The sequence below is a fragment of the Pseudomonas sp. TE3910 genome, from assembly GCF_056279025.1.
On the sequence record NZ_JBWBQN010000001.1, the window covers coordinates 1802552 to 1824814 of the forward strand.

18 protein-coding genes and 1 pseudogene are annotated in these 22263 nt (G+C 59.7%); 9 read left to right on the top strand and 10 right to left on the bottom strand.

The window, feature by feature from the left end; all coding sequences use genetic code 11:
• Positions 1–24: 24 nt before the first annotated feature.
• Positions 25–2172 carry a fatty acid oxidation complex subunit alpha FadB gene (gene fadB / locus ACZ9H3_RS08080; RefSeq protein WP_102051795.1) on the bottom strand — a complete coding sequence of 716 codons (2148 nt, stop codon included), beginning with the start codon at positions 2170–2172 and terminating at the stop codon, positions 25–27.
• 500 nt (positions 2173–2672) lie between these two features.
• The gene (locus ACZ9H3_RS08085) at positions 2673–3110 is read right to left on the bottom strand and encodes a hypothetical protein (protein WP_476220270.1); all 438 of its coding nucleotides are present in this window, start codon (positions 3108–3110) and stop codon (positions 2673–2675) included.
• Between the two features lie 110 nt (positions 3111–3220).
• On the opposite strand from ACZ9H3_RS08085, the gene ACZ9H3_RS08090 reads away from it, so the two are divergent.
• On the top strand, positions 3221–3664 hold the full coding sequence (locus ACZ9H3_RS08090; protein ID WP_065758451.1) for a universal stress protein: 444 nt from the start codon (positions 3221–3223) through the stop codon (positions 3662–3664).
• A gap of 42 nt (positions 3665–3706) precedes the next feature.
• Here ACZ9H3_RS08090 and ACZ9H3_RS08095 read toward each other — a convergent pair whose 3' ends face one another.
• On the bottom strand, positions 3707–5626 hold the full coding sequence (locus tag ACZ9H3_RS08095; protein ID WP_065758450.1) for an ATP-binding cassette domain-containing protein: 1920 nt from the start codon (positions 5624–5626) through the stop codon (positions 3707–3709).
• A 210-nt stretch (positions 5627–5836) separates the two neighbouring features.
• Here ACZ9H3_RS08095 and ACZ9H3_RS08100 point away from each other — a divergent pair, with 210 nt between their 5' ends.
• Positions 5837–7765: a transglycosylase SLT domain-containing protein gene (locus ACZ9H3_RS08100; protein WP_065758449.1), complete on the top strand. Its 1929-nt coding sequence runs from the start codon at positions 5837–5839 to the stop codon at positions 7763–7765.
• Positions 7766–7841: 76 nt separating this feature from the next.
• Here the strand turns inward: ACZ9H3_RS08100 and ACZ9H3_RS08105 are convergent, their stop codons facing one another.
• Complete coding sequence (locus tag ACZ9H3_RS08105) at positions 7842–8645, bottom strand: MOSC domain-containing protein (protein ID WP_476220273.1); 804 nt, start codon at positions 8643–8645, stop codon at positions 7842–7844.
• 76 nt (positions 8646–8721) lie between these two features.
• Complete coding sequence (locus tag ACZ9H3_RS08110; RefSeq protein WP_065758447.1) at positions 8722–9657, bottom strand: chemotaxis protein CheV; 936 nt, start codon at positions 9655–9657, stop codon at positions 8722–8724.
• A 379-nt stretch (positions 9658–10036) separates the two neighbouring features.
• On the opposite strand from ACZ9H3_RS08110, the gene ACZ9H3_RS08115 reads away from it, so the two are divergent.
• The 5 genes from ACZ9H3_RS08115 to ACZ9H3_RS08135 all read left to right on the top strand — a co-directional run bounded on the left by ACZ9H3_RS08115 (position 10037) and on the right by ACZ9H3_RS08135 (position 15711).
• Complete coding sequence (locus ACZ9H3_RS08115) at positions 10037–10459, top strand: hypothetical protein (protein WP_065758446.1); 423 nt, start codon at positions 10037–10039, stop codon at positions 10457–10459.
• 502 nt (positions 10460–10961) lie between these two features.
• A complete protein-coding gene (locus ACZ9H3_RS08120; protein ID WP_065758445.1) occupies positions 10962–11852 on the top strand; it encodes a sensor histidine kinase in 891 nt (296 codons plus the stop codon).
• Positions 11849–12508 (top strand): response regulator, encoded by a 660-nt coding sequence (locus ACZ9H3_RS08125; RefSeq protein ID WP_099775399.1) that lies wholly within the window; start codon positions 11849–11851, stop codon positions 12506–12508. Before ACZ9H3_RS08120 ends, ACZ9H3_RS08125 begins: the two co-directional genes overlap by 4 nt.
• A gap of 437 nt (positions 12509–12945) precedes the next feature.
• Entirely contained in the window at positions 12946–14400 is a 1455-nt protein-coding gene (locus ACZ9H3_RS08130) for a mannose-1-phosphate guanylyltransferase/mannose-6-phosphate isomerase (protein ID WP_476220277.1), read from the top strand.
• A gap of 63 nt (positions 14401–14463) precedes the next feature.
• On the top strand, positions 14464–15711 hold the full coding sequence (locus tag ACZ9H3_RS08135; protein WP_476220279.1) for a glycosyltransferase family 4 protein: 1248 nt from the start codon (positions 14464–14466) through the stop codon (positions 15709–15711).
• Here ACZ9H3_RS08135 and ACZ9H3_RS08140 read toward each other — a convergent pair.
• Both ACZ9H3_RS08140 and moaB read right to left on the bottom strand, forming a co-directional pair.
• Complete coding sequence (locus ACZ9H3_RS08140) at positions 15700–16887, bottom strand: molybdopterin molybdotransferase MoeA (protein WP_476220281.1); 1188 nt, start codon at positions 16885–16887, stop codon at positions 15700–15702. The two genes, ACZ9H3_RS08135 and ACZ9H3_RS08140, sit on opposite strands and share 12 nt — an antisense overlap.
• A gap of 22 nt (positions 16888–16909) precedes the next feature.
• Positions 16910–17449 (bottom strand): molybdenum cofactor biosynthesis protein B, encoded by a 540-nt coding sequence (moaB, locus tag ACZ9H3_RS08145; protein ID WP_099775403.1) that lies wholly within the window; start codon positions 17447–17449, stop codon positions 16910–16912.
• Between the two features lie 186 nt (positions 17450–17635).
• Between moaB and ACZ9H3_RS08150 the strand changes: the two genes are divergently transcribed.
• Complete coding sequence (locus ACZ9H3_RS08150) at positions 17636–17857, top strand: YgdI/YgdR family lipoprotein (RefSeq protein WP_476220283.1); 222 nt, start codon at positions 17636–17638, stop codon at positions 17855–17857.
• Positions 17858–17960: 103 nt separating this feature from the next.
• Positions 17961–18335 (top strand): bacteriocin, encoded by a 375-nt coding sequence (locus tag ACZ9H3_RS08155; protein ID WP_065758439.1) that lies wholly within the window; start codon positions 17961–17963, stop codon positions 18333–18335.
• A gap of 121 nt (positions 18336–18456) precedes the next feature.
• On the opposite strand, the gene mqo is transcribed toward ACZ9H3_RS08155, so the two are convergent.
• From mqo to ACZ9H3_RS08170, 3 genes and pseudogenes are all read right to left on the bottom strand, one after another.
• The gene (mqo, locus tag ACZ9H3_RS08160) at positions 18457–20046 is read right to left on the bottom strand and encodes a malate dehydrogenase (quinone) (RefSeq protein ID WP_476220285.1); all 1590 of its coding nucleotides are present in this window, start codon (positions 20044–20046) and stop codon (positions 18457–18459) included.
• Between the two features lie 397 nt (positions 20047–20443).
• Entirely contained in the window at positions 20444–21211 is a 768-nt protein-coding gene (locus ACZ9H3_RS08165; RefSeq protein WP_371917179.1) for a methyl-accepting chemotaxis protein, read from the bottom strand.
• A 117-nt stretch (positions 21212–21328) separates the two neighbouring features.
• Positions 21329–22069: pseudogene (locus ACZ9H3_RS08170) on the bottom strand (HAMP domain-containing protein); the annotation flags it as partial.
• Positions 22070–22263 lie beyond the last annotated feature (194 nt).

Below are 22263 nucleotides of genomic sequence, written 5' to 3' on the forward strand. Positions count from 1 at the left end.
TTCTCGCTCTATATCGTTGGGCGCTTAACCGAAGAAGCTCTGGCCGTTGCGGGCCATTTCACGTAGCTTCGCGGTGGGGTGATACAGCGGCCCCAGATCGGCGTACTTATCGGCCAGGGCAACGAACTCAGCCACCCCGATCGAGTCGATGTAGCGCAGCGCACCGCCACGGAAGGGAGGGAAACCAATGCCGTAGACCAGGCCCATATCCGCTTCGGCAGCGGTTTCGACAATGCCATCTTCCAGGCAGCGCACGGTTTCCAGGCACAGCGGGATCATCATCCAGTTGATGATGTCTTCGTCGCTCACGTCGCGCTGTTCATAGATGATCGGCTTGAGCACTTCCAGCACCGATGCATCGGCGACTTTCTTCGGCTTGCCGCGCTTGTCGGTCTCGTAGGCATAGAAGCCCTTGCCATTCTTCTGACCCAGGCGCTTGGCCTCATACAGCACATCGACGGCCGAACGACGGTCGTCCTTCATGCGATCAGGGAAGCCTTCGGCCATCACGTCACGACCGTGGTGGCCGGTGTCGATACCCACTACGTCCATGAGGTAGGCAGGGCCCATTGGCCAACCGAACTTCTCCATGATCTTGTCGATGCGAACGAAGTCGACACCGGCGCTGACCAGTTTGGCGAAACCACCGAAGTAAGGGAACAGTACGCGGTTGACCAGGAAGCCCGGGCAGTCGTTGACCACGATCGGGTTCTTGCCCATCTTCTTGGCGTAGGCCACGGTGGTGGCAACGGCAACATCACTGGACTTCTCGCCACGGATGACTTCGACCAACGGCATCATGTGCACCGGGTTGAAGAAGTGCATGCCGACGAAGTTTTCCGGACGCTTGAGCGCCTTGGCCAGCAGGTTGATGGAAATGGTCGATGTGTTGGAAGCCAGGATCGCATCCTCCTTCACCTGACCTTCCACTTCAGCCAGCACCGCTTGCTTGACCTTCGGGTTCTCGACCACGGCTTCGACGATGATGTCGACGTTGGCAAAGTCGCCGTAGGACAGGGTCGGGCGAATCGCGTTCAGCGCTTCAGCCATTTTCGCCGGGGTCAGACGGCCTTTTTCGACGCGATTGCCGAGCAGCTTGGAGGCTTCGTTCAAGCCCAGCTGAATGGCTTCCTCGCGAATATCCTTCATCAGGATCGGCGTACCCTTGACCGCCGACTGATAGGCGATACCGCCGCCCATGATGCCGGCGCCGAGTACAGCGGCCTGCTTCACATCGCGAGCGATTTCGTCATGGGCCTTGGCCTTGCGCTTGAGCTCCTGATCGTTCAGGAACAGGCCGATCAGGCTCTGGGCAACCGAGGTCTTGGCCAATTTGACGAAGCCGGCTGCCTCAACTTCCAGGGCCTTGTCACGCCCGAAATTGGCCGCTTTCTGAATGGTCTTGATCGCTTCGACCGGCGCCGGGTAGTTCGGGCCAGCCTGGCCCGCAACGAAGCCCTTGGCGGTCTCGAAGGACATCATCTGCTCAATCGCATTGAGCTTGAGCTTGTCCAGTTTTGGCTGACGCTTGGCCTTGTGATCGAACTCGCCACTGATGGCACGCTTGATCAGATCCAGAGCCGCAGCCTGCAGCAGTTCAGGGGCAACGACAGCATCGACGGCCCCTACCTTCAGCGCGTCTTCAGCCCGGTTTTCCTTGCCGGCGGCAATCCACTCGATAGCGTTGTCGGCACCGATCAGGCGCGGCAGACGGACCGTACCGCCAAAGCCCGGGTAGATCCCCAGCTTGACTTCAGGCAAGCCGATCTTGGCGCTGCTGGCCATGACGCGGTAGTCCGCGGCCAGGCACATTTCCAGGCCGCCACCCAGGGCGATGCCGTTGATCGCGGCCACAGTCGGCACCGGCAGATCTTCGAAATCGCTGAAAATACGGTTGGCTTCCAGGTTGCCGGCGACCAGTTCGGCCTCGGGCAGCTTGAAGTTATCGACAAACTCGGTGATATCCGCGCCGACGATGAACACGTCCTTGCCACTGCTGACAATTACGCCCTTGATCGATGCATCGGCCTTGATAGTGTCCACGGCCTGACGCAGTTCGTTCAGGGTAAGACGGTTGAACTTGTTGACGGACTCACCCTTGAGGTCGAACTTCAGTTCGACGATGCCGCTTTCAAGAGCCTTAACCGTGATGGCTTTACCTTCGTAAATCATCAACTGATCTCCACGATATGGAAGCTGAACAGTACACGCCGATCGCTGAAGAAAGGTTCGACAGGCCACAAGCCTGCGTTTATCGGACCCTTGCTCCAGGCACACCCGTCAGCGCGATAGTCGGGATTCTGTAAGCGCGTTCTTGTAATACAAACGCTCAATTCATACGCCCGTTTGATTGGGTGTGCACACATTCTCCGAAATCCTTTCGGTTGTCAAATGCACAAAAGTGTCGTGAAAACGCGACTTTCCGGTCATTTTTCCTGGGCGACAGGAAAACCACGGCCAGGTTGATCGACCATCATTCATATCAACGATAGTCGTCGCAGCCCTGCCGCAATCAGTGGACATTCAGAGTATGAGAGAAAAGAAAAATCAGAATGTGCATGCCTGAGACGACAGCACAGCTACACTCGAACCATCACGAACGATAGCCGGCCTGCCTGGCCTGTAGCCCGATCACAAATGGATCGGGCTTTTTTCTTGAAGGGCTTGAAGGCTCACGCCAGGATGCGGAGCACTTCGGCAATATCTTGCAATACAGCCGACTCCCCCTTCTCGCCCCAGTACAGCGCGATCATCTGCGGCCCCGCCTCGACTTTGTAGACGCTATCGGGCAGCTTGGTGAACTGCTCCAGCAAGTGAAGATCGGTACAGGGTTCGCGCCACTGATTCTGCCACTGCCCGGCCTCGACCTGCCAATAGCACCAGCTGTCCACCCGCCCTTTGCGCCGGGCCCGATGGTACTGCGCACACGTGCTGGGAGGCTCCTGCGGCAGCCAGTGCGGCCAGGTTTGCGGCGACAATTGCATGGCCAGCCCCATACGCCGGGCCTCCATGCGCAAGGCCATGCGCCCACTCTGCCGATGGGACGGCAACAGCCACGCCATGGGGCTGAGAATCAGCGCAAGGATTGACACCACCAGCCAGACCGTCATATCTGTTGTTCCTAATTGAGCCTTAAAGACGAACTGATTGATCTCAGTCCAGAACAATCAGCCTGAAACCGACCATACTTTAACCATTGTGATTGCCAGGAGAGCCTCTCATGTCGTACGAACACATACTGGTCGCTGTAGACCTGACCGAAGAGTGCGATCCGGTCATAAAGCGTGCCCGCGAACTCGCCAGCACCGACGAAACCAAAATATCGCTGGTGCATGTCATTGAGCCCATGGCCATGGCCTTTGGCGGCGACGTGCCGATGGACCTGTCGCAACTGCAGCAGCAACAAATCGATCAGGCCAGGGAGCGCATGCATCGCGTCATCAACAAATACCCTGAACTGAGCGAGAACAACGTCCACCTGCCCTATGGCCAACCGCGCCAGGAAATCCATACGTTGGCCAAGGAACAGGGTTGTGACCTTATCGTGGTTGGCAGCCATGGCCGCCATGGCCTGGCCCTGCTACTGGGCTCGACCTCCAATGACGTCCTGCATGGCGCTCCCTGCGATGTGCTTGCCGTACGCCTGATGAAAAAAGCCGAGTAAAACACCAGGCCCGGCGCGCAATCGCATGCCGGGCCCGCCGCCTCAGCTGTCGAGCTCAGCCCAGCGCTCTACCAGCACATCCAGCTCACCCTGCAGGGACTCCAGCTGCGCCAGCACCTTCGAGGTCTCGTCGATCGGGCGCTGATAGAAACCAGCGTCGGCGATTTGTGCCTGAACAGCAGCCATCTTCTGCTCAAGTTCATCGATCTGCCCCGGCAAGGCATCCAGTTCACGCTGCAGTTTGTAGCTGAGCTTCTTCTTCGCCTCTACCGGTTGAGCAGCCGGCGCGGGCTCAGGCTCAGGTGCGCTGACCACCGCACTGTTGAGTTCAGGCTTGCCAGACTTGTTCTCGGTCACACCGAGCAGTTTCGGCGAACCACCTTGACGGATCCAGTCCTGATAGCCACCGACATACTCACGCACACGGCCCTCACCCTCGAACACCAAGGTGCTGGTGACCACGTTGTCGAGGAACGCCCGGTCGTGGCTGACCATCAATACCGTACCCTTGAAGCCGGACAGCACCTCTTCGAGCAGTTCGAGGGTTTCCACGTCCAGGTCGTTGGTCGGTTCGTCGAGTACCAGCAGGTTGGCCGGCTTGCTGAACAGCTTGGCGAGCAACAGACGCGCACGCTCGCCACCCGACAGGGCCTTTACCGGGGTGCGGGCGCGTTGTGGGCTGAACAGGAAATCACCCAGGTAGCTGAGCACGTGACGGCTCTGACCATCGATATCGATGAAGTCGCGGCCTTCGGCCAGGTTGTCGATAACGGTTTTTTCCAGATCCAGTTGGTGGCGCAACTGGTCGAAATAGGCCACTTCCAGGCGGGTACCGGACGACACCGTACCGCTGATGGGCTGCAGGTCGCCCAGCATCAGCTTGAGCAGGGTGGTCTTGCCGGTACCGTTGGCGCCGAGCAGACCAATACGGTCCTCGCGCTGCAGCACCATTGAAAAGTCATTCACCAGCTTCGGGCCACCGGGGTGAGCAAAGCTGACATTTTCCAGCACCATTACCTGCTTGCCGGATTTCTCGGCGGTATCGAGCTGGATGTTGGCCTTGCCCTGACGCTCGCGACGCTCACTGCGCTCGACGCGCAAGGCCTTCAGTGCACGCACACGGCCTTCGTTACGGGTACGCCGGGCCTTGATGCCCTGGCGAATCCAAACCTCCTCTTGGGCCAGGCGCTTGTCAAACAGCGCATTGGCGGTCTCCTCGGCGGCCAGCATGGCCTCCTTGTGCACCAGGAAGCTGGCGTAGTCGCCGTTCCAGTCGATCAGGCCGCCACGGTCCAGCTCAAGGATGCGGGTCGCCAGGTTCTGCAGGAAGGAACGGTCGTGGGTAATGAACAGGACTGCGCCGCCAAAACCGCTCAAGGCATCTTCAAGCCAGGCAATGGCGCCGATGTCCAGGTGGTTGGTGGGCTCGTCGAGCAGCAACAGGTCGGGTTCGGACACCAGCGCCTGCGCCAGGAGAACACGACGACGCCAGCCGCCGGAAAGCTCGGCGAGGGTCTTGTCGGCAGGCAACTGCAGGCGGCTCAGGGTGCTGTCGACCAACTGCTGCAGGCGCCAGCCATCACGCGCCTCAAGGTCATGCTGAACATGCATGAGCTTTTCCAGGTCGGCATCATTGGTGATGTTCTGGCTTAGGTGATGGTACTCGGCAAGCAGCGCACCGACACCGTCCAGGCCTTCGGCGACGACGTCGAACACGGTCCGTTGGTCGGCGACCGGAAGCTCTTGCGGCAGTTCGCCGATCTTCAACCCTGGCGAGCGCCAGATTTCACCTTCGTCGGGTTTCTGATCACCCTTGACCAGGCGCATCATGCTCGACTTGCCAGTACCGTTGCGGCCGATGATGCAGACCCGCTCGCCACGGGCGATTTGCCAGGACACTTTGTCCAGCAACGGCATCGCGCCGAAAGCCAGGGACACATCGCTGAATTTGAGCAGGGTCATGATCTTCTCCAAAAACCGGGCGCGCATTCTACCCGGTTTGCGACACACTCACATCAAGGAAGCACCTTCTATGCGCCAAGCCCTTCATTACAACTCGATACAAGCACAGTGCTTTGATCAGCCCCCGGCAACCGGCTAAGCTTAACCACGTAATACCCATCAGTGCTGGCGACGCCGACACTTGTTCTGGTCAAACTGTTCGGAAGTATCATGCGCCGTCGCCTGTACACCCTCGTTTCATGCATTGTTCTCTCTGCCTCTGCGGTCAGCGCCGCACAGGCGGCCGATATCACGCTGCAGCGCCAGTATTACGATGAAGCCAAGCGCGCCCTGGCCAAGGGCGACAGCGGCCCGTATCGGCGTTACGCCCAGGCGCTGAGCGATTATCCGCTGGAGCCCTACCTGGCGTATGACGAACTGACCGCTCGTCTGAAGACGGCAAGCAATGCCGAAATCGAGAAGTTCCTTGCTGAACACGGCGACCTGCCGCAAGCCAACTGGATGAAACTTCGCTGGCTGCGCTGGCTGGCCGATCGCGGCGAGTGGGACACCTTCGCCCGTTACTACGACCCCAAGCTCAACTTCACCGAGCTCGACTGCCTCAACGGCCAACACCTGCTGATTCAGGGCAAGCGCGCCGAAGGCTATGCCAGCGCCGAGAAACTCTGGCTGGTCGGCAAGTCACAGCCCACCGCCTGCGATGCACTGTTCGACCGCTGGGCCGCCGAAGGCCAGTTGACCGAGGAAAAACGCTGGCAGCGCCTCAAGCTGGCCGCCCAGGCGCGCAATTACGCCCTGGCGAACAACCTGGTCAAGACCTTGAACAGCCTCGGCCCGCAAGGCCGGCTGCTGATCGACGTCGCGCAGAAGCCTGAACTGCTGAATCAGCCTGGCCGCTTTGCCCCAGCCAACGAGGCAATGGCCGACGTGGTCAGCCTCGGCTTGCGGCGCCTGGCTCGCCAGGACCCGGAGCGGGCCATGGCCCTGCTCGACGACTACGCCAACCGCATGCACTTCTCGCGCGACGAGAAGGTTGCGATTGCCAACGAAATCGGCCTGACCCTGGCGCGCCGCTATGACCCGCGCGCGCTCGAGCTGATGACCCGTTATGACCCGGAGTTGCGCGACAACACGGTCACCGAGTGGCGCCTTCGCCTGCTGCTGCGCCTGGGCCGCTGGGAGGATGCCCACGAGCTGACCAAACGCCTGCCACAAGACCTGGCCAGCAGCAGCCGCTGGCGCTACTGGCAGGTTCGCAGCCTGGAATTGGCGCAGCCGAAGAACCCACAAGTCCCGCTGCTGTACAAGAACGTCGCCCGTGAGCGCGATTACTACGGGTTCCTTGCTGCCGACCGCGCACAAACGCCTTATCAGCTCAACAACAAGCCGTTGATGCTGAGCCAACAGGTCATCAACAAGGTTCGCAATACCCCAGGCATACGCCGCGCACTGGAGTTCCATGCCCGCGGACAAATCGTTGACGGGCGCCGCGAGTGGTATCACGTCAGCCGCCACTTCAACCGCGACGAGATGGTTGCCCAAGCCAAACTGGCTTATGACATGCGCTGGTACTTCCCGGCCATTCGCACCATCAGCCAGGCGCAGTACTGGGATGACCTGGATATCCGCTTCCCCATGGCCCACCGCGATACCCTGGTACGTGAAGCGCAAGCCCGCGGACTGCATTCGAGCTGGGTATTTGCCATTACCCGCCAGGAAAGTGCCTTCATGGATGATGCGCGCTCCAGTGTTGGCGCCAGTGGCCTGATGCAACTGATGCCCGCCACCGCCAAAGAGACAGCACGCAAGTTCAGCATTCCCCTGGCATCCCCAGCGCAGGTATTGAACCCGGAGAAAAATATCCAGCTGGGCGCCGCCTACCTGAGCCAGGTTCACGGCCAGTTCAATGGCAACCGGGTACTCGCTTCAGCCGCCTACAACGCAGGCCCGGGCCGTGTCAGACAATGGCTGCGAGGCGCCAACCACCTGAGCTTCGACGTCTGGGTTGAATCGATCCCCTTCGACGAAACGCGCCAGTATGTGCAAAACGTGCTGTCCTACTCGGTGATCTACGGGCAAAAGCTCAACTCACCGCAGCCCATCGTGGACTGGCACGAACGCTATTTTGACGATCAGTAAGCCACCCGCCTGCCGCGACATGGAGCCCTGATGGGTTCCATGCCAGCAGGCTACCCAGCCCGAGGGAACAGCAGGGTTACTCCAGCACCGTCACCGGCATCCCCACCTCGAGCACACCCTCGCCGTCGGCCACCAGGTTTTGCCCGAACATCACATCGCCATCCTTCTGCCGATACGTCTTCAACGTAGTCAACGGCTCACGGTCGGCGCTGCGCTCACCCGTCAGTGGATCAATCGTGGTCAGGATGCAGCGGGTGCACGGTTTGAGCACGCGAAATGCCTGTGTGCCGATACGAATGCGCTTCCAGCCGTCCTCGGCAAACGGGGCACTCCCCTCAATCACCAGATTGGGCCGAAAACGCTGCATTGCCAGCGGTCGGCCAACGCGCTGTACCAGGTCATCAAGCGAGGCCTGGCCAATCAACAGCAAGGGAAAACCGTCAGCAAAGGCGACACGGTCGCTGTTCTCGCCATACCCGGCAGGCAGGTAGCGGGTTCGCTGTTCAGGCACATGAACCAAGCGTACAGCGGTACCCATGAATACGCTCAACCAGTCCGCCGCTGCATCACCGGCGTCCGGAACGCGCAAGGTATCGCGCCAGACCGTTACACCGCGCAAGGCGTCATCGGGACTCGGTACCGAAACGTGAAGTGCATCCTGGCCAGCCGCGCTCAACACCAAGCCCCCCTCGGCATCATAAAGGGCCGACAACTGACTCATCCGGGGGTACGCACGCTGGGTCAGGAAGCGTCCGCTCTCACGCTCCACCACCATCCAGCGCCGGTCTCCAGTCAGCCCCAACAGCCCACAAGACGACTGCTGCAATGATTCTCCCTGGGCCGACTTGAGTGGGTAACGGTATAACGCGCTCAACTGCATGTGGCCTGCTCCCTGAGATGTCAAAGGCAGCAAGCTTACACCGACAGCCGGGCTGGCGCTGCCCGGCCTGCTCCCGTCAGGCGGTGGCCGTGTCCAACATCAGACGCTCGCGCACCACGTCGACCAGCTTGTCGGGCTGAAACTTGGAGAGGAAGTTGTCACAGCCGACCTTCTTCACCATCGATTCGTTGAAACTGCCGGACAACGAGGTATGCAAGACCACATACAAACCACGCAAACGCGGATCGTTGCGGATTTCCGTGGTCAATCGGTAACCGTCCATCTCTGGCATTTCAGCATCGGTGAACACCATCAACAGCTTCTCGCAGATGTCTTCACCGGCGTCGGCCCAGGCCTTGAGCATGCGCAGCGCCTTCAGCCCGTCACTGGCCACATGCATTTTCACGCCAAGTTGAGACAGGGTGTCGCGCAGCTGGGCGAGCGCCACCGTAGAGTCATCCACCAGCAACACCTCACGACCAAAAGCGCGCGCCAACAAGGGATCCTCGAGCTTGTCGCGGGATACCTTGGCACTGTACGGAACGATTTCCGCCAACACCTTCTCAACGTCGATGACTTCGACCAGTTGATCGTCAACCTTGCTGATGGCCGTAAGGTAATGCTGCCGGCCCGCACTGCTGGGCGGCGGCATGATAGCCTCCCAGTTCATGTTCACGATCCGGTCGACACCGCCGACCAGGAAGGCCTGTACGGAACGGTTGTACTCGGTGACGATAATGGTGCTGTTCGGCCCGGGCTGCAGCGGGCGCATGCCGATCGCCTGAGAAAGATCGATCACCGGCAGGGTCTGCCCACGCAAGTTGACGACACCACAGACAAACGGATGGCGCTGAGGCATCAGCGTCAACTTCGGCAGTTGAAGCACCTCTTGAACCTTGAACACGTTGATGGCGAACAACTGCCGACCTGCCAGACGGAACATGAGGATTTCCAGGCGGTTCTCGCCTACCAGCTGCGTCCGTTGGTCTACCGTGTCGAGAATGCCAGCCATTAGAAGAACCCCTGTTTCGCAAATTAAATGCATTAACCGTATATCGGCCGTTTTTCGCCCAGCTTGACCCCTCAAATAAAATGCTGGGCACCCCATTGATGTCACTTTAGCATCATGCTTTACTGCGCTCATCCTCTTCATGCCCTTCCACGGGCACCTCAGACAGCATCAGGGAAACCCCTAGCAGCAATCGGGTGAGACCTGATGTTCGCAATATCCATTAGCCATTAATGTGACGCCATTCTCATTGCATGAATGGAGTCAGGCTTTTGTTTGCTATCGCTCGGTTGTGGCCAGCTTCTGCTCCGGCACTGCAAAACGTCCGCTGCCAGGCAGATTATCGGCACTTCGCCAACCTGCGCCCTGCGGGAGCCGCATAATGCAAGACGACTCACCCAACACGAGCGCGCTACAAGACTTTCTGATTGATGCCGAGGTTCTGCTGACCAAGACCCAGGAATGCCTGACGCACCTGGAACTGATCGGCAACGATCCGGATGCCATCGACTGCATGGTCGACACACTGGGTTCCCTGGCTAATCGCGCACAGGCCCACGACCAATCCGAGATTGCCGAATTCTGCCTTCAACTACGACTTCTGCTTGAGCCAGAGCGATACCGCAATCGTTTGCACGGTGAGGCGCTAACCGTGCTTTCGGACTGCCTGACACTGCTTTCCTGGCAACTGGAGTTGATTGATCCGCAAACCGGCATTCTCAGCCTGGATAACCAAGAGCAACTCGAGCTGATCGGCAACCTGACCAACACCTTGGACCCGCAAGAGGCGAGCCGCGCAGAATGAGCCGAGTCGCCCCATGCCAGCCGCTGTTTTCCAAGGCCAACTAGCCTGAACTAAAGTCAAACTAAGCCCGCGATAGAGCCGTTACCTGAACGGTGCAGAAAACACACTAAGCCATAACTTTGAGCGCGTTCGACTAGTTCCAGGTAAAGCGCTTAAATCCCACCCGACCTTGATGTAAGGGAAGGTATCTTTACTGCGCCTGTGATAGCGAAGTGCTACAATCACTCAAAAGCGGAACGACCGTACCACCCAGTAAAATCTGACCATTCAGACACCTTCGGCACCCGCGACCAAATGTATATGAAGTGCTAATATGCGTCCCTGCGGTCGACACACAGCATCGCAGTGCTTAATTCATGGCATTGCCTGTTGGTTGAAAGCGTGGCCACCATGCCAATGTAAAACCAACAATCAACAAGTTGTTTAAGGCAATACGACCAATACCTCTTGTTCGACCTTTGACAGGCTTTCAACAGCGATATATTCAGTGGCTTCATTCCCTATGCTCCTACGCCTCATGACGTTCAAGCGCTGGTCACCCGGAGCCGCCCTATTACGCTGGTTGACCGCTGGGCTTTGCCTGAGCTCGATTGCCGCAAACCTGTACCTGTACCTGCATTCGATGCCCATGCCGGGCAGTTTGCTGGCACTGCAGGCCTTGGCCATGCTGTGCATTGCATGGCAATTGCTGCGAAGCGCGCGCTCAATCGCCTTGCGCCCGCAGGAACTTGCCGAGCGCATGCTGAAAGTGCAGGAAAGTGAGCGCCAACACCTGAGCCGCGAGTTGCACGACGATATCGGCCAGTTGCTGACCGCCGCCAAACTTCAAGCCGACTGGCTCTATCGTCGCCTGCCGGCGGAGTTGCAGGAACACTGTACAACCCTGCGCAAGACACTGGACGATACATTGGCCAATGTCCGCGATGTCTCAGCGATCCTCAATCCCCGGCAACTGACCAGCCTTGGCCTGGAAGCAAGCCTGCGCGCGCACCTGCTGCGCACGCTGGAGAATACCGATGTGCTGTGGAGCCTCGATTGCAGACAACGCATGGACGGTATCCCGCAGGAAACCGCAATCGCCGCCTTTCGGATTACCCAAGAGGCCGTCACAAACATTTTGCGACACGCACGCGCCAGCAATCTGGTCGTCTGCATTCAACGCCTGCCTGAAGGCCTGTCACTCTCGATCACCGATGACGGCCAAGGTTTCCTGGCCACAGACAACCCTGCCGAGGGCGGCCAGCGCGGCTTGGCCGGCATGCTCGAACGCGTGAACCTGCTGGGCGGCAGCCTTTCGGTAGACAGCCAGCCCGGCCACGGCACAAAGATCCAGGCATTGTTCCCATGGGCACCACGAACCCTCGAACGCGCCAATGCAAGTAAGACCCCATGACCTGTAAATTACTGCTAGTAGATGACCATTCACTGATTCGAGCCGGCGTACGCGCACTGGTATCCGACATTCCGGGCTACACCGTGATAGGCGAAGCCAATGATGGCAACCAGTTGCCAGAACTGGTTCGACGACTTGACCCGGATATCGTCCTGCTGGATATCTCCATGCGCTCAACCAGCGGCCTTGACGCCCTGGCACAGCTGCGCGCAACCGATAGCCGCTGCAAAGTCTTGATTCTGTCGATGCACACTGACCCGGAGCTGATCATGCGCGCCCTGGAAACCGGCGCCCACGGCTACCTGCTCAAAGACACCACTGCCACCGAGCTTGAACAAGCGCTTGCCGCACTGCGTTGCGACGAACGCTACCTGAGCCCGGCCATTGCCCATACGGTCATCAACCAGGCATTGCTCAAAGCCAAGGCGAACAAGCCGGAAGCGGCCGATAATCACAACCTCACGGCACGCCAACTGGAAATTTTGCGGTTGATTGTGCGCGGAAAGTCCACCCGGGAGATTGCCAACGGCCTGGGCCTGAGTATTAAAACCGTAGAAACCCATCGCTCGCAGATCATGAAGCGCCTGCAGATTTACGACGTGGCTGGCCTGGTTCTGTTTGCCGTACGTGAGCAAATCATCAGCCTGGACGACTGAGCACTGAATACGCCTCGGGCAGACGCACTCGCAATGCCCCTCAGCAACACCGCGGGCCGCAGGCTTGCCACCCAAAGCGCCCTGCCATCCCGATTGAACGCCCTCTGCGTACGCCTGACACCCCCAGGCGCTGACATGCCCCCTCGCGCCAAGGTCTATCGAAATTCCAGCTGCAACGTCACGCAGCACCGATATCGATATCGACCTCGGCACAGCAAGAGCGGGGTACGATCAGCGGTCGGAAAACACCCGCATTCATGGAAATGCCATTGAAAGCATGCCGCCTAACGTGCATTATTCGACAAAATATTGGCAATCAAGGACGACGCCGGTGAAAAAAGTCGGTTTATTGACTCATTGTGCAAGCGCCTGCCAGGTACCTGTTCCTTCCTGTCGCGCTGCACGATCGCAGCGCCCTTGCTTCGAGGCTATGTGAGATGAGTGTACTGATTCCCTGCATCATCGCTGGCGGCGCTGGCACAAGGCTCTGGCCGGTTTCCCGCGAAGCCATGCCCAAGCCATTCATGCGCATGCCAGATGGTCAGAGCCTGCTACAGAAGACCTTCATCCGGGCCAGCAACCTGAAGGATGTCGAGCGGGTGCTGACCGTGACCAACCGCGATGTTTTCTTCCGCACCCTGGATGAGTACCGGGCACTGAACCAGGCCCGCGTCGCACTGGACTTCATTCTCGAGCCTTGTGGCCGCAACACCGCGCCCGCCATTGCCGCCGCCGCCCTGCATTGCGCACGCCACTACGGTGAGGACGCGCAACTGCTGGTACTGCCAGCCGACCATCTGATCAGTGATCTGCAGGCCTTCGAAGCCGCCGTTGGACATGCCAGGGAACTGGCCGAACAGCGCTGGCTAACTACGTTCGGCCTGGTCCCCAGCCGCCCGGAAACCGGCTTTGGCTATATCGAGAAGGGCCAACCGCTGGGCGCTCACGGCCATCAGGTTGCGCGCTTCGTTGAAAAGCCTGACGCAGCCACCGCACAACGCTACCTGGAAGAAGGCCAGCACCTGTGGAACGCCGGCATGTTCTGCATGCGTGTGGATGCCATCCTGCACGAACTGGAGATGCATGCACCGCAGTTGCTCGCGGCCGTAAGCGCATGCCTGGAACGCAGCCAGAGCAAAACCGGTCACGGTGAGTTGCAACTGGAACTGGATGCTGACAGTTTTGCGCAAGTCCCGGACATCTCCATCGACTACGCAGTGATGGAGCCCTCAAAACGGGTTGCGGTACTTCCCAGCGAACTGGGCTGGAGCGATATCGGATGCTGGCAAGCCGTACGCGAACTGAAGGAAAGCGATCACAACGGCAACCAATGCAACGGCGAGACCGTACTTCACGACGTGAGCAACTGCTACATCGATTCGCCTCGCCGCCTGGTCGGAGGCCTTGGCCTGGACAACCTGATCATCATTGATACGCCCGATGCGTTGCTGATCGCGGACGCGCAGCGCAGTCAGGAGGTCAAGTTGATCGCCCAGGAGCTCAAGCGCCAGGGCCATGACGCCTATCGCCTGCACCGCACCGTGACGCGTCCTTGGGGCACCTACACCGTGCTGGAGGAAGGCCCGCGCTTCAAGATCAAGCGCATCATGGTTCGCCCGGAAGCGTCGCTGTCGCTGCAGATGCACCATCACCGCAGTGAACACTGGATCGTGGTCAGCGGAATGGCGATGGTGACCAACGGCGAAGAAGAATTTTTGCTCGACACCAATGAGTCAACCTTCATCAAACCCGGCTGCACCCATCGCCTGCGCAATCCGGGGGTCATCGATCTGGTGATGATCGAAGTACAAAGTGGCGAATATTTGGGCGAGGACGACATCGTACGCTTTACTGATATTTACGGACGCGCCCCAGAGCCAATCATCGGCTGACTCAGGCAGGCGCGCCTTTCATATCGGCCAGCGTTACCCGCCCGGCGATAGAGGAAAGGGTTCATGCGCGTACTCTGGACACTGCCCAACCTGCCCTGGCCAACCACCAGCGGTGGCAAGACCCGGCAATACAACCTGCTACGCGGTCTGGCCCAACGGGGCCACCGCATCACCTTGTTGGTGCAATCGAAGGTTCCCCTCGGGGACGCGGCACGGCAAGCGCTCGAACCTTGGGTCGAGCGCTTGATCGTACTACCCAGGCGCCCGCTGCGCAGCCCGCTCAACCTGCTCGCAGCGTTCTATGTCAGCTACCCGATGCGGGCCAGTATCAACGGCCTGGCGCCCCACCTGCGGCATTGCTTCGAGCACTTGCTGCAAGAACACTGGGACGTGATACAGATCGAGCACAGCTACAGTTTTCAACCCTTCGAAAAAGCCCTGCAATCGAGCGGACTGCCGTTCATTGTCAGTGAGCACACCGTCGAATCCATTGCCGGTGCCGCCCGCCAGGACCGACTGCCCTTGTGGCTGCGCCCTTTCAATACCTTTGACCGCTGGCGCTACCGGTACTGGGAAACACGGGTACTGCGCCAGGCCAGCGAAGTGATTGCGGTCAGTGAAGACGACGCCGGCCTGATCAGCCGAATGACTGGCCGCCCCGCCCATGTGGTCATCAATGGCGTCGACTGCGAGTACTACCAGTCTGTGAGCCCGGCACTGCACAGCCAACGCCTGTTGTTTGTCGGCAATTTCGAGTACGGCGCCAACCTCAATGCCATTGAGTGGGCCCTCGACGACATCATGCCAAAAGTCTGGCTGAGCAACCCGGCGGTTCGCGTGGCAATCGCGGGCCATGCCCTGCCGGAACAGTTGAAACTGCGCTGGAATGACCCGCGTATCGAGTGGGTCGGCTACCTGCCCGACCTGCGCGACATACAACGTCACTCGGCGATTTTCCTCGCCCCGCTGCGCCATAAAGGTGGCTGCAAGGTCAAGGTGCTGGAAGCCATGGCGGCCGGCCTGCCCGTAGTCACTACCCGCGATGGCGTCGCCGGCCTGACCGTAAACAATGGCGAACACTACCTGGGCAGCGACGACAGCGATGGCCTGGCCTTGATGATCACCCAACTGCTCAACCAACCCTGGCGCATGCAACAGCTGTCGGACGCTGCTCGCCAGTTCGTCAGTACAACGCACGACTGGAGCGTTGCAGCGGCACAACTTGAGGCAGTACACGCGCGCCTCAGCGCGCTACCCAGGGCACACGGCCCCCACCTGGACAGCGAACTGCTGAGTCGCTCAGCCGAGTAGCTCGCTCAACGGGATGAACTGCAGCATGTCGCCTGGCACGAGCGTCTGGCCCTCACGAACCTCGACCAGTCCCTCTGCCCAGGCGGCACTGCGCAGCACGCCAGAACTCTGGTTTTTGTAGATCCGCGCCTGCCCGTGCTCCATTCGCCCACGCAGGTATTCCCGGCGACTGCCGGCCTTGGGCCATTCAAAGCCAGCTGGCACGGCAAACTGCAGAGGCGCGACGTCCTGAACACCCTGGCGGCGCAACAGGTAGGGACGGGTCAACAGGCCGAACGTCACCAGCGTCGACGCAGGGTTACCGGGCAGCCCGACCACAGGCACACCGCGGTAATGCCCGAAGGTCAGCGGCTTGCCTGGCTTGATCCCCAGCTTCCAGAGCCCCAACTCGCCTTCCTCACGCAAGGCGATACCCAGGTAGTCGGCTTCACCGACCGAAACACCGCCGGTAGAGAGGATCAGGTCGACGTCAGAGAGACGTCCCAGGCATTCGCGGGTCTTCTGCAGGTCATCCTCAAGAATGCCGACGTCGACCACTTCACAACCCAAACGCTGCAACCAGGCCGCCAGCAGCCGTCGATTGCTGTTGTAGATCTGCCCGGGGCCCAACGGCAAGCCAGGCTCAACCAACTCATCACCGGTGGACAGCAACGCTACCCGCACACGCCGAACCACCGTCAGCTCAGCGCAGCCCAATGAGGCTGCCAAGCCCAACTCGATAGGCCCCAGGCGTGTGCCGGCAGCCAGCACCTGCTCACCGGCGCGTGTTTCCTGGCCTTGAGGACGAATGTTCTGACCAACGCGCAACGGCTGGGTGAAGCGCACCCGCTGATCGGCCAGAACCTCGGTATTTTCCTGCATTTCCACACAATCGGCGCCCGCCGGCATTGGCGCACCGGTAAAGATACGCGCACAAGTGCCGGGCTCCAGTGGTGCGGGCGCATGACCGGCAAATATCCGTTGGCTCACCACCAGCGGCTCACCCTGCCAATCGGCCAGGCGCAAGGCATAACCGTCCATGGCGCTGTTCGGCCACGGCGGCAGGTCCAGGCTGGCAACCAGTTCACGGGCCAGTACGCGGCCTTCAGCCTCAGCCAGGCGGACCTGTTCATACTCACGAACAGGCGTGCTATCGGCCAACGCCAGCAGGCGCTCAAGGGCCTGCTCGACGGACATCAGCGGCTTCACCGCCGCAGCCTCAGCCACGGCTCTGGCAGGGTTCGGCCTGCTTGAGGTGGGTTACAAAATTGCACGGGCGATGACGGGCATCCAACTGCTCGGCCAGGATGCCGTCCCAGCCGGTACGGCATGCATTGGTCGAACCCGGCAGGCAACACACCAGCGTGCCATTGGCCAGGCCCGCAAGCGCGCGCGACTGGATGGTGGAGGTGCCGATATCGGCCAACGAAATGTGCCGGAACAGCTCACCAAAACCATCGACCTGCTTGTCCAGCAAGCACGTCACCGCTTCGGGCGTGCTGTCGCGACCGGTAAACCCTGTACCACCGGTAATCAGCACCACTTGAATCTGCTCATCGGCAATCCAGGTCGCGACCTGAGCCCTGATTTTGTAGAGATCGTCCTTGAGCAATACACGCGCCGCAAGGGCGTGCCCGGCCGTCGTCAGGCGTTCGACGAACACCTCACCCGAGGTATCGGTTTCAAGCGTACGGGTATCACTGACGGTCAACACCGCGATGTTGAGCGGCACAAAAGGTACATCAGCCTTGGCTTTCATGGGACCTTGAATCCATTGGTAGGAACACATGCCCGGTGTTATATCACAGGCCACATCAACTCGCGCCCAGCACTACCCTGACCACGATCAGCCCCTGACAGCTATGCTTCAATCAACAAGGAACTTGCTGTAAAGGTATGCATCTCAAGAACCGTACAGCGTCCCATCCATGACTGGAGATACACGATGATCCAACGAACACTCCCAGCGATCCTCCTCGCACTGGGCCTGGGCACCCTGGCAGGCTGCTCATCGCCAGCCGTGATCACCCTCAACGACGGACGCGAGATCCAGACCATCGACACGCCAACGTATGATGATGACTCCGGTTTCTACGAATTCGAGCAACTGGACGGCAAGCGCAACCGCGTCAACAAAGACCAGGTCCGCACGGTCCAAGACCTCTGAAACGGGGCGGCTCGCGTGCTACGCCGATGGTCAGTGTCGATTGCCGGCATCGAAGAACACCCTCAGAATACGCGCCCTTTTCTCCTGTTTGAGGTTGTTTCACATGCGTAAGACTCTTGCCGCCATTACTCTGGGCCTGCTGTGCGCACAAGGCGCAGTGGCGGGCGATGGCACGACGGCAATCGGCGGCGGCCTGGGCGGCGTTCTGGGTAACGTTGTCGGGCAAAAACTGGGCGGCAGCACCGGTGCAGCTGTCGGTGCCGGCGTTGGCGGTGCAGCGGGCAGCGCAATGGCCGCGAAAAAGGGCAACAAAGCCGAGGCAGCGCTGGGTGGCGGCCTGGGGTCGGCAGGTGGCTCGCTGATTGGCGGCAAGCTCGGTGGTAGCACCGGCTCGGCCATCGGTGCAGGCTTGGGCGGTGCAGCCGGTGGTGCTCTGGGCAACAACCTGGCCGACGGCAACAAGAAGCGTCGCCACTGATTCAACGCCTGCGATGGCATCAGCAGGGTGCCCGCGGGTTCGCGGCACCTGTATGGCTGGCAAGCCCCGCGCCAACAACCTTGTGCGACCGTTGTTGAAGCGGGCTTGCCAATGATGTGCCTTACATCGCCGCCTGGGCAGGCGCTTCCTCAGGCAATACCGGTACGAAGTTCAGCTGCAAGCGCTCGCTGCTCCAGGCACGGGTCTTGTTGGTCAGCTCAAGGTTGTTGTTGAGCTTCTGGCCATAGGTTGGAATGATTTCCTTCAGCTTGGCCTGCCACTCAGGGGTCTTGATACGGTCCTTGAAGGTCTTCTCCAACACACTCAGCATGATCGGCGCAGCAGTCGAAGCACCAGGTGATGCACCCAGCAGTGCGGCGATGGTGCCGTCCTCGGACGCAACCACTTCGGTACCGAACTGCAGGATACCGCCGTGCACAGGGTCTTTCTTGATCACCTGAACCCGCTGACCGGCCTGAAGCAGTTTCCAGTCTTCGTTCCGGGCGTTCGGGAAATACTCACGCAGGGCTGCCATGCGGTCGTCGAAGCTCAGCATCAACTGGCCCATCAGGTAGGTGCTCAGGTCGATGTTGTCGATACCGGCGTGGGTCATTGGCATGATGTTGTGGCGGGTCAGCGCAGCGAACATGTCAAGCAACGAGCCATTCTTGAGGAACTTCGTCGAGAACGTGGCGAACGGGCCGAACAGCAGCACTTCCTTGCCATCGATCACTCGGGTGTCCAGGTGCGGAACCGACATCGGTGGCGCACCGACCGAAGCCTTGCCGTACAACTTGGCCTTGTGGCGGGCAACGATGTCCTGTTTGTCCGTCATCAGGAATTGACCGCCGACCGGGAAGCCTGCGTAGCCTTCGGCTTCAGGAATACCCGACTTCTGCAGCAACTTGAGCGCACCACCACCGGCACCAATGAAGACGAACCTGGCCTTGACGCTGGTTTCGACGCCTTTGTTGGCCAGGTCGGCAACGACCACGGTCCAGGTGTTGTCTGCATTGCGAACAATGTCGCGGACTTCATGCTGAACGTGCAGCTTGACGTTATCGTGTTGGGTCATCGACGCGAACAACTGGCGGGTAATCTCACCAAAGTTGACGTCGGTGCCGATCGGCATGCGTGTGGCTGCGATCTTCTGGTCGGCGGCACGGCCTTCCATGACCAGCGGCACCCACTGCTCGATCTGCTTGTGGTCTTCGGTGTATTCCATGCCGCGGAACAAAGAGCTGTGTTGCAGGGCAGCATGACGCTTCTTCAGGAACTCGACGTTCTTGTCGCCCCAGACGAAGCTCATGTGCGGCACATTGTTGATGAACGACTTAGGATTGTTCAGCACATTGCGCTCGACCTGATAGGCCCAGAACTGCTTGGAGATCTCGAACTGCTCATTGACCCCGACAGCCTTGCTGATATCGATCGTTCCGTCGGCACCTTCGCTGGTGTAGTTCAGTTCGCAGAACGCCGAGTGACCGGTACCGGCGTTGTTCCAGGCGTTGGAGCTTTCTTCGGCAACCTTGTCCATGCGCTCATAGATGTCGATGGACCATTCAGGCTCCAGCTCGTTGAGGTAGGTCCCAAGGCTTGCACTCATGATGCCGCCGCCGATCAGCAGCACGTCTACGGTTTTCTCGGGCTCATTGGGCTTGGAGCAACCGATGACGCTCAGGCACAAGAGCGTCAGCAGGATTTTTTTCATAGTTCAATCCAATTGAAGTGAAGTAATTGGCAATGACTGCTCGCCCCGTTGTGCACGCCCGATTTTTGTTTTTGCTCGCGCAGGCCAACGCAGAGGGCGACCCGGTACTCAGGCAGCAGGCCTGGACACCGGCGCGATGGCTGGCGGCTGGGGTTGTTCGATGGATCGGGGAACAGTCGTCACGCCGTGCGGTCATCTGAAGCGGCAACCGCCGGGTGCTTGCATGGCCTTAGCCAACGCCGCCTTAAAGCAGGAAGCGGGCCAACTGCGCTCACACCAACGGCCAATGGCTAAAACGTGTCAGCCCGCGCATATTCAGCGGTTTTCATGGCGACAATCCGCCACATTGCCACGCCTCAGCGGCTGGCAAGTGGCGGATTTCCCCCGCCTGTGGCGATCAGGCGCTGAGGCGAGCGGTAACGGCGCCCAGTTGCCCGGACAGCTCGTGCAGGCGACCACCGGCCTGCTCGGTATGTTCCACCGCTTCCTGGTTGGCGGTCGCAATCCGCGTGATTTCCACCAGGTTGCGCGAGATATCATCGGCCACGCTGGTCTGCTCCTCCGCAGCCGTGGCGATCTGCCGGTTCATGTCGCGGATCGCTTCCACCGCCAAGGTGATGCGCTGAAGCATTTGCCCCGCACGTTGAACTTGCGCGGCCCCCTCCTCACTGCGCACCTGACCGCTCTCAATGGCCTTGACCGCCTCCATGGCACCCGACTGTACAGCGCTGATGATCTGATTGATCTCGGCAATCGACGCGCCGGTGCGCTGAGCCAGGCTGCGCACTTCATCGGCAACGACCGCAAAACCACGGCCCGCTTCGCCGGCACGCGCCGCCTCAATGGCCGCGTTGAGTGCCAGCAGGTTAGTCTGCTCGGCGATACCGTGAATGACCTCCAGCACTTTGCCAATCCGCGCACTGTCGTGCTCCAGATTGCGAATAACGCCTGCGGTACCGACAATTTCCTGATTAACGGCGGCAATCGTATCGATCGTCGCCTGCATCACCTGCTCGCCTGCCTGGGCATTGTGATCTGCCTCGTCGGCGGCACGCGCCGCTTCAGCTGCATGGCGTGCGACCTCCTGCGCCGTGGCAGACATTTCATGCATGGCCGTCGCGACCTGATCGGTACGCTGAAACTGGTCATCCGTGCCACGAGCCATGCCGCCGGCGATGGTCCGCAACTCGCCGCTGGCCGACTCAAGGTCTACCGCGTTGCTCTGCAGACGCCCAAAGGTATCGGCAAGGAAATCACGCAAGGTATTGGCCGCTAACGCCAGGCGCCCAAGCTCATCCTGACGGTCACTGGCAACACGCGCATCGAAACGGCCATGACTGAGGTTCGCCACATACTCAATCAGCGTGCGGATTGGCTCGACAATGTTGCGGTTTACCAGCAACACACTAAGCAGCCCCACGAGCACAGCCGAGCCGAACATGATCAACAACCCCAGCCAGACCGTGCGCTGCGCCGCCTCACTGATGTGTGTAGCGCGCGCCTTGGCATCCGCGCGCAACTGGCTGACCAACTCACTCATCTGCTCACTGGTTGCCCGGTCGACACCCTTTACCGCCTGATCGCCTGCAACAGGATCACCGCCTGCTGCCAAAAAGGCTTCGCGGCCTTTGGCATAGGCCGCACCCAGTTGACGATGGCTGTCCTTGAGTTGCACGAGGCGCGCCTGGAGCTGAGATTCTTGTGCGTTGCTGTTGATCAATTGCGCAAGAATGCCCTGCACTTGCTGCTCGCGTGCCTGGAACTGCTGCCAGTACTTGTCCAGTTCCGCAGGTTGTTTGCCACGCAGCAGGACGTTTTTCCACTCCTGAACCTGGACCTTGAATTGCAAGTTGGCCTCATCGATCAGCTGTGAGGCCTGTAGCGGCCCATCGACCAACTCACCATATCCACGCACGCTGGCAGAGAGAAACTGGAAGCAGACCAGAGCAATCAGCAGCATCGCCAACACGCTTCCGCCAAGCAGAGCGAGGATTTGCATCCGTAGAGATTTACGCAGGAACATCGGGCAGGGTCTCACAACAAGGTAGAGGTGTGTGTACCAATGCAAGACGCGGAGACATCCTTATCTCCCTTGGCAAGCAGCCAGCATCAGCAAAAAAAAACGGTCATCCGTGACGGCCGGCAAGCATTCAAGTGCTACGCAACAACGGGTTACGATAGTCTCAGGGGATTACTACAGAAATGTGACAGGCGGTA